The 12,762-nt window shown below is 68.4% G+C and carries 9 protein-coding genes; 8 read left to right on the top strand and 1 reads right to left on the bottom strand.

The genetic code is table 11. From position 1 onward, the window contains the following. Nucleotides 1-13: 13 nt before the first annotated feature. Complete coding sequence (locus EZ216_RS04845) at nucleotides 14-1,108, bottom strand: ATP-binding response regulator (RefSeq protein ID WP_135248425.1); 1,095 nt, start codon at nucleotides 1,106-1,108, stop codon at nucleotides 14-16. A gap of 167 nt (nucleotides 1,109-1,275) precedes the next feature. Between EZ216_RS04845 and EZ216_RS04840 the strand changes: the two genes are divergently transcribed. The 8 genes from EZ216_RS04840 to EZ216_RS04800 all read left to right on the top strand — a co-directional run bounded on the left by EZ216_RS04840 (nucleotide 1,276) and on the right by EZ216_RS04800 (nucleotide 12,756). After that, entirely contained in the window at nucleotides 1,276-2,400 is a 1,125-nt protein-coding gene (locus EZ216_RS04840; protein ID WP_167772830.1) for a GGDEF domain-containing protein, read from the top strand. A 37-nt stretch (nucleotides 2,401-2,437) separates the two neighbouring features. Further along, nucleotides 2,438-3,037, top strand: a complete 600-nt coding sequence (locus tag EZ216_RS04835) for an isochorismatase family protein (RefSeq protein WP_135248423.1) — start codon at nucleotides 2,438-2,440, stop codon at nucleotides 3,035-3,037. Nucleotides 3,038-3,112: 75 nt separating this feature from the next. Continuing rightward, on the top strand, nucleotides 3,113-5,020 hold the full coding sequence (locus tag EZ216_RS04830) for a propionate--CoA ligase (RefSeq protein ID WP_135248422.1): 1,908 nt from the start codon (nucleotides 3,113-3,115) through the stop codon (nucleotides 5,018-5,020). 254 nt (nucleotides 5,021-5,274) lie between these two features. After that, nucleotides 5,275-8,145 (top strand): 2-oxoglutarate dehydrogenase E1 component, encoded by a 2,871-nt coding sequence (locus EZ216_RS04825; protein ID WP_135248421.1) that lies wholly within the window; start codon nucleotides 5,275-5,277, stop codon nucleotides 8,143-8,145. A 111-nt stretch (nucleotides 8,146-8,256) separates the two neighbouring features. After that, nucleotides 8,257-9,516 (top strand): 2-oxoglutarate dehydrogenase complex dihydrolipoyllysine-residue succinyltransferase, encoded by a 1,260-nt coding sequence (gene odhB / locus EZ216_RS04820; RefSeq protein ID WP_135248420.1) that lies wholly within the window; start codon nucleotides 8,257-8,259, stop codon nucleotides 9,514-9,516. Between the two features lie 9 nt (nucleotides 9,517-9,525). Continuing rightward, entirely contained in the window at nucleotides 9,526-10,953 is a 1,428-nt protein-coding gene (gene lpdA, locus EZ216_RS04815; RefSeq protein ID WP_135248419.1) for a dihydrolipoyl dehydrogenase, read from the top strand. Between the two features lie 88 nt (nucleotides 10,954-11,041). Continuing rightward, the gene (gene zapE, locus EZ216_RS04805) at nucleotides 11,042-12,142 is read left to right on the top strand and encodes a cell division protein ZapE (protein WP_135248418.1); all 1,101 of its coding nucleotides are present in this window, start codon (nucleotides 11,042-11,044) and stop codon (nucleotides 12,140-12,142) included. Next, nucleotides 12,139-12,756, top strand: coding sequence for a hypothetical protein (locus EZ216_RS04800; protein WP_135248417.1), 618 nt, complete (start codon nucleotides 12,139-12,141; stop codon nucleotides 12,754-12,756). Before zapE ends, EZ216_RS04800 begins: the two co-directional genes overlap by 4 nt. The last annotated feature ends 6 nt before the right edge of the window (nucleotides 12,757-12,762 follow it).

Below are 12,762 nucleotides of genomic sequence, written 5' to 3'. Positions count from 1 at the left end.
CTTCTTCTCGTCGTCAGAGAACGGCGCGCACGGCACAGCCCGCGCCGGGCCGCGAACGCAACTGCAGGCGGCCCCCCGCCAGCTCGGTGCGCTCGATCATTCCATACAGTCCCAGGTTGCGTTCGCTCGGCTGCGCCATCAGCACTTCCTGCTTGTCGAAGCCGACGCCGTTGTCCACCACCAGCAGGCCGATGCGGCCACCCGGCAGGAAGCGCAACCGCACGCGGATGAGCGTGGCGCGCGCATGCCGGATGGTGTTGTTCAGTGCTTCCTGCACCAGCCGCACCGCGACGCTGGCGTTTTCGCCCAGCTGCTGCGGTTCCTCGCCGCGCGCTTCCACCTCGAACGCGATGTCGGCCGGCTCGGCCACGCGCTGCACCGCCGAGCGGACCGCCGCCACCAGGCCCAGCAGGTCCAGCTGCGCGGGCCGCAGTGAAAAGGAGAGCGTCTTCAGTTGCTCGACCGCGGCTTGCGCCATTTCCACCGCCGTTCCCGCGTGCTTGCGCGCGACTTCCGGCTCGGTGACGCGCTGGGCGGCATGCAGGTGGATCACCACGCCCGTTAGCGTCTGGCCCAGCTGGTCGTGCAGTTCGCGCGAGATGAGGGTGCGTTCGCGTTCCTGCGCGACCACCAGCCGCGCGGACAGCTTCTTCAGCCGCCGGTACGCCGCCTCCAGCTCACGGGCCAGCCTTTCCTGCTCGGCCGCGCGGCGGCGCTCGGCCATCACGCGGTCGATGATCTGAGGCAGCGTGCCGAGCTTGTCCTTGGTGACGTAGTCCATGGCGCCGCAGCGCAGCACGTGCACCGCGGCTTCCTCGCCGATGGCGCGCGTGACCACCACCAGCGGTGTGGGCACGCGCTGGGCCATCAGGATTTGCAGGGCCGCGTACGGCGAGAACCGCGGCATGTTGAAGTCACAGAGGATCGCGTCGTGGTCTTCCTGCTGCAGGGCCTGCGCGAAGGCGGCGGCGTCGTCCACCCGCTGCATCCGGTACTCGCGTCCGGGGTCCGCGCGTTCCAGGGCGATGCCCATCAGCTCGAAGTCGTCCGGGTTGTCTTCCACGCAGAGCAATCTGACGGTGGAAGGGGCGACGAGGATGGAGCTCATGGATTGGCGGGGGCAGGGGCAAAAGTTTACCTAGGAGTGAGGGATTGCCGGTGCCCCGATGAAGCCCGTCAGTAAGCAAATTTCCTAAGGTCGGGCCCGGCAACGGCTAGCTCCCCGCCCGTGTCCGCATGGTGTCATCGGTGGACGGGATCGATCGGGAGAACACCATGGACAACGCATCGCAATTCGGCGCTTCGCACGGCACGGCCGCTGCGCCCGTCCTGCCTGCGGCATGGGTGACCGACTCCGTCCGCCGGCTGGAGCCCTTGCTGATGGCCGCGTTGGCTGCGGCCATCGCCTCGACGGCCGTGTTTGCGGGCGAAGGCCCCAGCGGCCTGGCGGCTGCCGCGCTGGCCCCGATGCTCGCGGCGGCCTGGGCCAAGGTCTGGCCGGCCCGGCACCAGGCCGGCGTCGCCGCCCGCAGCACGCTGATGGTGACGGCCATCCTGCTCGCCGCGCTGTGCGCGAGCGCCGGCGGCACGCTGCTGCCGACGATCTGGCTGGGCTTTGCCGGCCTGGCCTATGGCGTGCTGCTGCGCGGCGCGTGGACCACCGGCCTGACTGTTTTCGCGGTGGCCGGCTGGGCCGGCGTGGAATTGCTGGCCGGCCGGCCGTTGCTGGAAGGACTGCAGGGCCTGGCGCTGTTGGTCCTGGCGCCCCAGATCGCCGCCGTGGCCGGCGGTGCCTGGCTGCGCCGGCTGGACGCGCGCCGCGAGGCCACCCGCTTCGATGGTGTCACCGGGCTGTTCAGCCGGGACGGCCTTTGCGCCGCCGTGGACCTGCTGGGCTCCGCCGGGCGGCCGGCAGCGGTGGCCGTGTTCGATTGCAACGACCTGCTGGAGATCCAGCGCATCTACGGCACGCGCATCGGCCGCGGCATGGTGAGCCGCGTGGTCCGGCAACTCGGCCTGCTGGCCGGGGAGCGCGGCTTCGCCGCCCGTACCGGCCCGGCCGAGTTCACGGTCGTGCTGCCCGGCGCCGGCCGCGAGCGCGTGCTGGCGGCGGTGCAGCAGGCTTTCGGCACGCCCACGCGCGTGGAGTACGACTTCCGCGACAGCGAGATCATGGTGGTGCCCAACGTGCTGATCGGCATCGCCGGCGAAGGCGAGGACGTGGGCGCGCTGCAGGCCGCGCTGAGCCGCCGCCTGCAGTGGGACCGCGCGTACGAGGAGCGCCGGCTCGACTACCTTCGCCGCGAGCGCGAGCGGCACTCGCGGCCGGCCGAGCTCGCCCCGCATCGCAGCCGCCCGGCGGACGATGAGGACCTGCCGGTGCTGACCGCCGCAGTCTGAGCGACCGGATAATGGCGTCCCCCACCTGAGGACGCCGATGCTTCTGGACGCCGACGATTGCCTGCTCGTGCTGGTCGATTACCAGCAACGCCTGATGCCCGCCATCCATGAGGGGCCGGCCGTCGTCGCCAGCGCGCTGAAGCTGGCCCAGGCCGCGCGCCTGGCCGGCGTGCCGGCTTTCGGCACCGAGCAGAACCCGCAGGGCCTGGGTCCGCTCGATCCCGCGCTGCCGCCGCTGCTGGCATCCGTGCTTCCCAAGATGAGCTTCGGCGCGGCCGAGGTGCTGCTGCCCGTGCTGCGGCCGCCCGCGCGCAAGCCTTCGGGCAACGCGCGCAGCCTGCCCAAGCACCTGCAGAAGCCGGTGGCCGAAGAACCGGGCCGCAACAGCGTCGTGCTGGCCGGCTGCGAGGCGCATGTGTGCCTGCTGCAGACCGCGCTGGAACTGCTCGACCAGGAGTTCGACGTCTGGGTCGTGACCGACGCCTGCAGCTCGCGCACCGAACGCAACCGTGACGCCGCCTTCGACCGCCTGGCTGGCGCGGGCTGCGAACTCGTCACCACCGAGATGGTGGTGTTCGAGTGGCTGCGCTCCGCGGAACACCCGCGCTTTCGCGAGGCCCTGGCACTGGTCAAGTAGGCTCGCGCCGCGTCAGCCTGGGGCAAGCCGCCGGTCCACAATAGCCCGGCCGGCAAGGCAACCACAGGAGACGCGATGGCAGGTTCCGCCACCAGTTACGCCGAGTTCTACCGCCGCTCGATCGAGCAGCCGCAGGAGTTCTGGGCCGAGCAGGCCCGCCTGATCGACTGGCAGACGCCGCCGCGGCAGGTGTGCGACGACAGCCGTCCGCCGTTCACGCGCTGGTTCGTGGGCGGCACCACCAACCTTTGCCACAACGCGGTCGACCGGCACCTGAAGGACCGCGCTTCGCAGACGGCGTTGATCTGCGTCTCCACGGAGACCGACACCGAAAAGACCTACACGTTTGCCGAGCTGCATGCCGAGGTGCAGCGCACCGCCGCGATGCTGCAGGCGCTGGGCGTGCGGCGTGGCGACCGCGTGCTGATCTACATGCCGATGATCCCGGAGGCCGCCTTCGCCATGCTGGCCTGCGCGCGCATCGGCGCCATCCACTCGGTGGTGTTCGGCGGCTTCGCCTCGGTGTCGTTGGCCTCGCGCATCGAGGACGCGCAGCCGAAGGTGATCGTCAGCGCCGACGGCGGCTCGCGCGCGGGCAAGGTGATCCCGTACAAGCCGCTGCTGGACGAGGCCGTCCGCCTGTCGTCGCACAAGCCGCAAGCCGTGCTGCTGGCCGACCGCGGCCTGGCGCCGATGGACCGCGTGCCGGGCCGCGACCACGACTGGGCGCCGATGCGCGAGAAGCACCTGCATGCTCAAGTGCCGTGCGCCTGGCTCGATTCCACCGAGATCAGCTACACCATCTACACCAGCGGCACCACGGGCCGGCCCAAGGGCGTGCAGCGCGACACCGGCGGCTACGCCGTCGCACTGGCCGCGAGCATGAAGCACATCTTCGAAGGCAGCGCGGGCGAAACCTACTTCTCCACCAGCGACATCGGCTGGGTGGTGGGCCACAGCTACATCGTGTACGGCCCGCTGATCGCGGGCATGGCGACCATCATGTACGAAGGCTTGCCGATCCGGCCCGATGCGGGCATCTGGTGGAGCCTGGTCGAGAAGTACAAGGTCACCGTGATGTTCAGCGCGCCCACCGCGGTGCGCGTGCTGAAGAAACAGGACCCCGCTTTCCTGAAGAAATACGACCTGTCCAGCCTGCGCGGCCTGTTCCTGGCCGGCGAGCCGCTGGACGAGCCCACCGCGCGCTGGATCGCCGACGGCCTGGGCGTGCCCATCGTGGACAACTACTGGCAGACCGAAAGCGGCTGGCCCATGATCACGCTGGCCAACGGCGTCGAGCCGCAGCGCGCCAAGTTCGGCAGCCCCGGCGTGCCCATGTACGGCTACAAGATCAAGATCCTCCACGAGTCCACCGGCGAGGAACTCACGAAGCCGAACGAGAAGGGCGTGGTGGTGATCGAAGGCCCGACGCCCCCGGGCTTCATGCAGACGGTGTGGCGCGACGACGAGCGCTTCGTCAACACGTACTGGAAAAGCATCCCCGGCAAGCAGGTGTACAGCACCTTCGACTGGGGCATCCGCGACGAGGACGGCTACTACTACATCCTGGGCCGCACCGACGACGTGATCAACGTCGCGGGCCACCGCCTGGGCACGCGCGAGATCGAGGAGAGCATCTCCAGCCATCCGGGCGTGGCCGAGGTGGCGGTCGTCGGCGTTGCCGACCCGATGAAAGGGCAGGTGGCGATGGCTTTCGCCGTGCCCAAGGATTCCGCAGTCGTCGGCGACGCGAATGCGGCGATGAAGCTGGAGGGCGACGTGATGAAGCTCGTCGACCAGCAGCTCGGCGCGGTCGCGCGCCCCGCGCGTGTCCGTTTCGTGACGCTGCTGCCCAAGACGCGCAGCGGCAAGCTCCTGCGCCGCGCGATCCAGGCCGTCTGCGAGGGCCGCGACGCCGGCGACCTGACCACCATCGAAGACCCAGCTGCCCTGGAGCAGATCAAGGCGCTGGTCAAGCAATGACCTGCCCCCTCTCCCCTTCGGGGGAGAGGGCTGGGGTGAGGGGGTTCGTGAGCGTTCATCCGCCCCGCGGATGCGCCGTGGGGCGCGGACCGGAGGACGCGGAAGCGGGCCGTGCCACGAAGTGGCACAATCGCTCCCGCAACTCCGGTCCTTCCAGCCCCACAGTTCGCATCCGCCAACCGGTTCAGCCGTGTCGCGGAAGGTTCCACAACCAGCTGAAGCTTCCTGAAGGGAAGCAGAAAGTAGCGAGACAGATGAGCGACCAAAGCTCGGTCTATACGGCCTATCGCGGCAACTCGTACCTCTTCGGCGGCAACGCGCCGTACGTGGAGGAGATGTACGAGAACTACCTGGCCAATCCCACCAGCGTCCCCGAGACCTGGCGCGAATACTTCGACGCGCTGCAGCACGTGCCCGCCTCCGACGGCAGCAACGCCAAGGACGTGCCGCACATGCCCGTGATCAACGCCTTCGCCGAACGTGCGAAGCAGGGCGGCACCAAGACCGTGGTCGCCGCAGGCGGTGACCTGGAAACGGCGCGCAAGCGCACCGCCATCCAGCAGCTGATCGCGGCCTACCGCAACGTCGGCTGCCGCTGGGCCGACCTGGACCCGCTCAAGCGCACCGAGCGCGAGAACATTCCCGAGCTGGAAGCCTCGTTCTACGGCTTCTCCGCCGCCGACCAGGAAGCGGTGTTCAACACCAGCAACACGTTCTTCGGCAAGGACAGCATGTCGCTGCGCGAGCTGATCAACGCGCTGCGCGAGACCTACTGCGGCACCATCGGCGCCGAGTACATGTACATCAGCGACCAGGGCCGCAAGCGCTGGTGGCAGCAGAAGCTGGAAGCCATCCGCGCCAAGGCGACCTTCCCGGCCGAGAAGAAGAAGCACATCCTCGACCGCCTGACTGCGGCCGAAGGCCTGGAGCGCTTCCTGCACACCAAGTACGTCGGCCAGAAGCGCTTCTCGCTGGAAGGCGGAGAGAGCTTCATCGCGTCGATGGACGAGCTGATCCAGCAGGCCGGCGCCAAGGGCGTGCAGGAAATCGTGATCGGCATGGCCCACCGCGGCCGCCTGAACGTGCTGGTGAACACGCTGGGCAAGATGCCCGCCGACCTGTTCGCCGAGTTCGACCACACCGCCAAGGAAGATCTGCCCGCGGGCGACGTGAAGTACCACCAGGGCTTCTCGTCCGACGTCACCACCCCCGGCGGCCCGGTGCACCTGTCGCTGGCCTTCAACCCCTCGCACCTGGAGATCGTGAACCCGGTGGTCGAAGGCTCCGTGCGCGCGCGCATGGACCGCCGCGCCGACCCCAAGGGCAAGCAGGTGCTGCCGGTGCTGGTGCACGGCGACGCCGCCATCGCCGGCCAGGGCGTGGTGCAGGAAACGCTGGCGCTGGCCGAGACCCGTGGCTACTTCACGGGCGGCACGGTGCACATCGTGATCAACAACCAGATCGGCTTCACCACCAGCGACCCGCGCGACACGCGCTCGACGCTGTACTGCACCGACATCGTGAAGATGATCGAGGCGCCGGTGCTGCACGTGAACGGCGACGATCCCGAGGCGGTGGTGCTGGCCACCCAGCTGGCGCTGGAATACCGCATGGAGTTCGCCAAGGACGTGGTGGTCGACATCGTGTGCTTCCGCAAGCTGGGCCACAACGAGCAGGACACGCCTTCGCTCACCCAGCCGCTGATGTACAAGAAGATCGCGGCCCACCCCGGCACGCGCAAGCTGTACGCCGACAAGCTGGCCGCGCAGGGCCTGGGCGACACGCTGGGCGACGACATGGTCAAGGCCTACCGCGCCGCCATGGACGCCGGCAAGCACACGGTCGACCCGGTGCTGACCAACTTCAAGAGCAAGTACGCGGTCGACTGGAGCCCGTTCCTGGGCAAGAAGTGGACCGACGCCGCCGACACCGCCATCCCGACGGCCGAATGGCGCCGCCTGGCCGAGCGCATCACCACGGTGCCGGACAACTTCACCGTGCACCCGCTGGTGAAGAAGGTGCTGGAAGACCGCGCCGCCATGGGCCGGGGCGACGTCAACGTCGACTGGGGCATGGGCGAGCACATGGCTTTCGCCTCGCTGGTGGCCAGCGGCTACCCGGTGCGCCTGTCCGGTGAAGACGTCGGCCGCGGCACGTTCACGCACCGCCACGCCGTGCTGCACGACCAGAACCGCGAGAAGTGGGACATCGGCACCTACATCCCGCTGCAGAACGTGGCCGAGAACCAGGCCCCGTTCACCTGCATCGACTCCATCCTGTCGGAAGAGGCGGTGCTGGGTTTCGAGTACGGCTACGCGTCCAACGACCCGCACACGCTGGTGATCTGGGAAGCGCAGTTCGGCGACTTCGCCAACGGCGCGCAGGTGGTCATCGACCAGTTCATCGCCTCGGGCGAAGTGAAGTGGGGCCGGGTCAACGGCCTGACGCTGATGCTGCCGCACGGCTACGAAGGGCAGGGCCCGGAGCACAGCTCCGCTCGCCTGGAGCGCTTCATGCAGCTGTCGGCCGACACCAACATCCAGGTGTGCCAGCCGACGACGGCCAGCCAGATCTTCCACATCCTGCGCCGCCAGATGATCCGCCCGCTGCGCAAGCCGCTGGTGATCATGACGCCCAAATCGCTGCTGCGGAACAAGGACGCCACCTCGCCGCTGGCCGAGTTCACCAAGGGCGGCTTCCAGACCGTCATCCCGGAGAACAAGGACCTGAAGGCCGACAAGGTCAAGCGCGTGGTCGTGTGCTCGGGCAAGGTGTACTACGACCTAGCCAAGAAGCGCGAGGAGAAGGGCATCGACGACACCGCCATCCTGCGTGTGGAGCAGCTGTACCCCTTCCCGCACAAAGTGTTCGCGGCCGAGCTGAAGAAGTACCCCAACGCCACCGACATCGTGTGGTGCCAGGACGAGCCGCAGAACCAGGGCGCCTGGTTCTTCGTGCAGCACTACATCCACGAGAACATGCTCGAAGGCCAGAAGCTGGGCTACTCCGGCCGCGCGGCTTCGGCGTCTCCCGCGGTGGGCTACTCGCACCTGCACCAGGAGCAGCAGAAGGCCCTGGTGGATGGCGCGTTCGCCAAGCTCAAGGGCTTCGTCCTGACGAAATGACAAATGACGAATGACTCGCCGCTGCGCGGCGGGATGACGGTCATCCGTCATTGAGCGCGCAGCGCGAGGTCATTTGTCATCGAACAAGACAAAACACTGGAAAGAACTCAAATGGCGATCGTTGACGTCAAGGTGCCGCAGCTGTCCGAATCGGTGGCCGAAGCCACCCTGCTGCAGTGGAAGAAGAAGCCCGGCGAGGCCGTGGCGCAGGACGAGATCCTGATCGAGATCGAGACCGACAAGGTCGTGCTCGAAGTGCCCGCGCCCAGCGCCGGCGTGCTGGCCGAGATCGTGGTGGCCGACGGCGGCACCGTGGTGGCCGACCAGCTCATCGCGAAGATCGACAGCGAAGGCAAGGCCAGTGCTGCGGCTCCGGCACCTGCCGCGGCTGCTCCGGCGCCCGCCGCACAAGCATCTGCCGCCGCGGCGTCTGCCGGCAGCAAGGGCGACGTATTGATGCCCTCGGCCGCCAAGCTGATGGCCGACAACAACCTGGCCACGGGTTCCGTGGCCGGCACCGGCCGCGACGGCCGCGTGACCAAGGGCGACGTGCTGCAGGCCGTGGCCGGTGGCGCCGCCAAGGCCGCTGTGGCCCCGCCCGCGCCGGTGCGCGCCGCCGTGGCGCCCGCGCTGCAGCAGGTGGCCGCACCGGTGTCGCCCGACCTGGGCGACCGCCCCGAGCAGCGCGTGCCCATGACCCGCCTGCGCGCCCGCGTGGCCGAGCGCCTGCTGCAGTCGCAGTCGACCAACGCCATCCTCACCACCTTCAACGAGGTCAACATGGCCCCGGTGATGGAGATGCGCAAGCGCTTCCAGGAGAAGTTCGAGAAGGAGCACGGCGTGAAGCTGGGCTTCATGTCGTTCTTCGTGAAGGCCGCGGTGCATGCGCTGAAGAAGTACCCGGTGCTCAACGCCAGCGTGGACGGCAACGACATCGTCTACCACGGCTACTTCGACATCGGCATCGCGGTGGGTTCGCCGCGCGGCCTGGTGGTGCCGATCCTGCGCAACGCCGACCAGATGTCGTTCGCCGACATCGAGAAGAAGATCGCCGAGTACGGCGCCAAGGCGCGCGACGGCAAGCTGGGCCTCGAGGAGATGACCGGCGGCACCTTCTCCATCTCCAACGGCGGCGTGTTCGGCTCGATGCTGTCCACCCCCATCATCAACCCGCCGCAGTCGGCCATCCTGGGCGTGCACGCCACCAAGGACCGCGCCGTGGTGGAGAACGGGCAGGTGGTGGTGCGCCCGATGAACTACCTGGCCATGAGCTACGACCACCGCATCATCGACGGCCGCGAAGCCGTGCTGGGCCTGGTGGCGATGAAGGAAGCGCTGGAAGACCCGGCGCGCCTGCTGTTCGACCTGTAAGGGGACGCGATGGCCAAGCAATTCGACGTGGTCGTCATCGGTGGCGGCCCCGGCGGCTACATCGCCGCCATCCGCGCGGCGCAGCTGGGGTTCAACACCGCCTGCATCGACGAGTGGAAGACCAGGGACGGCAAGCCCGCGCCGGGCGGCACCTGCACCAACGTGGGCTGCATCCCTTCCAAGGCGCTGCTGCAGTCTTCGGAGCATTTCGAGCACGCCGGCAAGCACTTCGCCGACCACGGCATCGAGGTCGGCGGCCTGAAGCTGGACGCCGCGAAGATGCTGGCGCGCAAGGACACCGTCGTGAAGCAGAACAACGACGGCATCCTGTACCTGTTCAAGAAGAACAAGGTCAGCTTCTTCCACGGCCGCGGCTCGTTCGTGCGCGCCGCTGAAGGCGGCTACGAGATCCAGGTCACTGGCGCCAACGAAGAAGTGATCACCGGCAAGCACGTGATCGTGGCCACGGGCTCCAACGCGCGCGCGCTGCCCGGGGCGCCGTTCGACGAGGAGAACATCCTGTCGAACGATGGCGCGCTGCGCATCCCGCAGGTGCCGAAGAAGCTGGGCCTCATCGGCTCCGGTGTCATCGGCCTGGAGATGGGCTCGGTGTGGCGCCGCCTGGGCGCCGACGTCACCATCCTCGAAGGCCTGCCCACTTTCCTGGGCGCGGTGGACGAGCAGATCGCCAAGGAAGCCAAGAAGGCTTTCGACAAGCAGGGCCTGAAGGTCGAGCTGGGCGTGAAGGTCGGCGAGGTGAAGTCCGGCAAGGGCGGCGTGTCCGTGGCGTACACCAACGCCAAGGGCGAAGCGCAGAAGCTGGAAGTCGACAAGCTGATCGTCTCCATCGGCCGCGTGCCCAACACCATTGGTCTGAAGCCGGACGCGGTGGGCCTGAAGCTCGATGAGCGCGGCGCGGTCATCGTCGACGACGAGTGCAAGACCAACCTGCCCAACGTCTGGGCCATCGGCGACGTGGTGCGCGGCCCCATGCTGGCGCACAAGGCGGAAGAAGAGGGCGTGGCGGTGGCCGAGCGCATCGCGGGCCAGCACGGCCACGTGAACTTCAACACCATCCCCTGGGTGATCTACACCAGCCCCGAGATCGCGTGGGTCGGCCAGACCGAGCAGCAGCTCAAGGCCGCCGGCGTGAAGTACAAGGCCGGCACCTTCCCGTTCATGGCCAACGGCCGCGCGCGCGCGCTGGGCGACACCACCGGCATGGTGAAGATGCTGGCGCATGCGGACACGGACGAGATTCTGGGCGTGCACATCGTCGGCCCCATGGCCAGCGAGCTGATCTCCGAAGCCGTGGTGGCCATGGAGTTCAAGGCCAGCTCGGAGGACATCGCGCGCATCTGCCATGCGCACCCGTCGCTGTCGGAGGCGACCAAGGAAGCCGCGCTCGCGGTCGACAAACGCACGTTGAACCTCTGAGTCTCATGGCCCCCACGCTCCCCCACTGCGTGTGGCTCGCTGCCCCCCGAGGGGGCCCAGCCGCCTTCGGGCGGCCGAGCGGCGGCTGATGCCCACGGTCCGCGAGGCCTACGACAGCGAACTGCTCGCGCGGGGTTACCAGAGTGACCCCGCGCAGTTGCGCGCCGTCGAGGCCCTGGACCGCTGCGCCCGCGAATGGGCGCAGTTCAAGGAGCAGCGCTCCAACGCCTTCAAGAAGCTGATCAACCGGCCGGCCATCCCGCGCGGGGTGTACATGTATGGCGGCGTGGGCCGCGGCAAGAGCTTCCTGATGGACTGCTTCTTCCAGGCCGTGCCGCTGGTGCGCAAGACGCGGCTGCACTTCCACGAGTTCATGCGCGAGGTGCACCGCGAGCTGGCGGAGCTGCAGGGCACGGTGAACCCGCTGGACGCGCTGGGCGAGCGCATCGCGCGGCGCTTCCGGCTGATCTGCTTCGACGAGTTCCACGTCGCCGACATCACCGATGCGATGATCCTGCACCGCCTGCTGCAGGCGCTGTTCGACAACGGCGTGGGCTTCGTCACCACGTCCAACTTCCGGCCGGACGATCTGTACCCGAACGGCCTGCACCGCGACCGCATCCTGCCCGCCATCGAGCTGCTGAACGAGAAGCTGGAAGTGGTGAACGTGGACAACGGCACTGATTACCGGCGCCGCACGATGGAGCACCTGAAGCTGTACCACACGCCGCTGGGGCCGGAAGCGGATGCGGAAATGACGAAGGCCTTCGACCGGCTGGCCGAGACGCACGACGAGGAGCCGGTGCTGCACATCGAGCAGCGCGAGATCCGCGCGCGGCGCAAGGCGGGTGGGGTGGTGTGGTTCGACTTCCGCACGCTCTGCGGCGGTCCTCGGTCGCAGAATGACTACCTGGAGATCGCCACGCAGTTCCACACCGTGCTGCTGTCCGACGTGCCGTACATGCCGGTGAACCTGGCTTCCGAAGCGCGGCGGTTCACCTGGCTGGTGGACGTGCTGTACGACCGGCGCGTGAAATTGATCATGTCGGCTGCGGTGCCGCCGGAGGCGTTGTATACCGAAGGCCCCCTGGCTCACGAATTTCCGCGTACCGTGTCCCGCCTGAACGAGATGCAATCCGCCGAATTCCTGGCCCAGGAACGCCGCACCGTCGACACCCGCCTCACATGAAGCCCATCGCCGCCGTCTTCCTTTTGCTCGCTGCCGCCGCCCCGGCCTGGGCCCAGTCCCAGCAGGAGGTGGCCGCCGAGCGGGCCCGCATCGCGGCGGAGCGCAGCCACATCGAGGCGGCTTTCACCCAGGCGCAGAAGGCCTGCTACCAGAAGTTCGCGGTCAGCGACTGCATCGACGAGGCCCGTGACACGCGGCGCGAGCAACTGGCCGACCTGCGCCGGCAGGAAATCCAGCTGAACGACGCGGAGCGCCGGCGCCGCTCGGCCGAGCGCATCAAGGACCTGGACGAGCGCCAGTCGCAGGAAAAGCAGGACCAGAAGGCGCAGTCGCGCGGGAAGGCGCTGGCCGACCAGCAGACGCGCGAATCGCGGGCGGCCACCAAGGCCGACAAGGCGGCGCAGGCCGCTTCGGCGGCCCAGGCGCGCGCGCAGAAGGCCGCGGGCAAGGAAACCAAGGATCCCACGCTGCCCGACGCGCAAGCCAACGCCAGCCGCTACGACGAGCGCATGAAGGAAGCCCAGGAGCACCGGGCCAAGGTGGAGAAGAAGCAGGCCGAATCGCAGAAGCCGGCCAAGGCGCCCTTGCCGGTGCCGCAGTTGCCGCTGCAGTAACGCGCG

This window comes from Ramlibacter humi (assembly GCF_004681975.1).
Classification (GTDB): Bacteria; Pseudomonadota; Gammaproteobacteria; order Burkholderiales; family Burkholderiaceae_C; genus Ramlibacter; species Ramlibacter humi.
Note: the sequence above shows the minus strand (reverse complement) of the source record. Positions and strands in the feature narration are given on the sequence as shown.

Excerpts from the sequence above, each read along its gene's own strand:
- zapE (WP_135248418.1), top strand. The coding sequence starts at position 11,042 with ATGCCCACGGTCCGCGAGGCCTACGACAGCGAACTGCTCGCGCGGGGT.
- EZ216_RS04840 (WP_167772830.1), top strand. The coding sequence starts at position 1,276 with ATGGACAACGCATCGCAATTCGGCGCTTCGCACGGCACGGCCGCTGCG.
- lpdA (WP_135248419.1), top strand. The coding sequence starts at position 9,526 with ATGGCCAAGCAATTCGACGTGGTCGTCATCGGTGGCGGCCCCGGCGGC.
- odhB (WP_135248420.1), top strand. The coding sequence starts at position 8,257 with ATGGCGATCGTTGACGTCAAGGTGCCGCAGCTGTCCGAATCGGTGGCC.
- EZ216_RS04835 (WP_135248423.1), top strand. The coding sequence starts at position 2,438 with ATGCTTCTGGACGCCGACGATTGCCTGCTCGTGCTGGTCGATTACCAG.
- EZ216_RS04800 (WP_135248417.1), top strand. The coding sequence starts at position 12,139 with ATGAAGCCCATCGCCGCCGTCTTCCTTTTGCTCGCTGCCGCCGCCCCG.
- EZ216_RS04825 (WP_135248421.1), top strand. The coding sequence starts at position 5,275 with ATGAGCGACCAAAGCTCGGTCTATACGGCCTATCGCGGCAACTCGTAC.
- EZ216_RS04830 (WP_135248422.1), top strand. The coding sequence starts at position 3,113 with ATGGCAGGTTCCGCCACCAGTTACGCCGAGTTCTACCGCCGCTCGATC.
- EZ216_RS04845 (WP_135248425.1), bottom strand. The coding sequence starts at position 1,108 with ATGAGCTCCATCCTCGTCGCCCCTTCCACCGTCAGATTGCTCTGCGTG.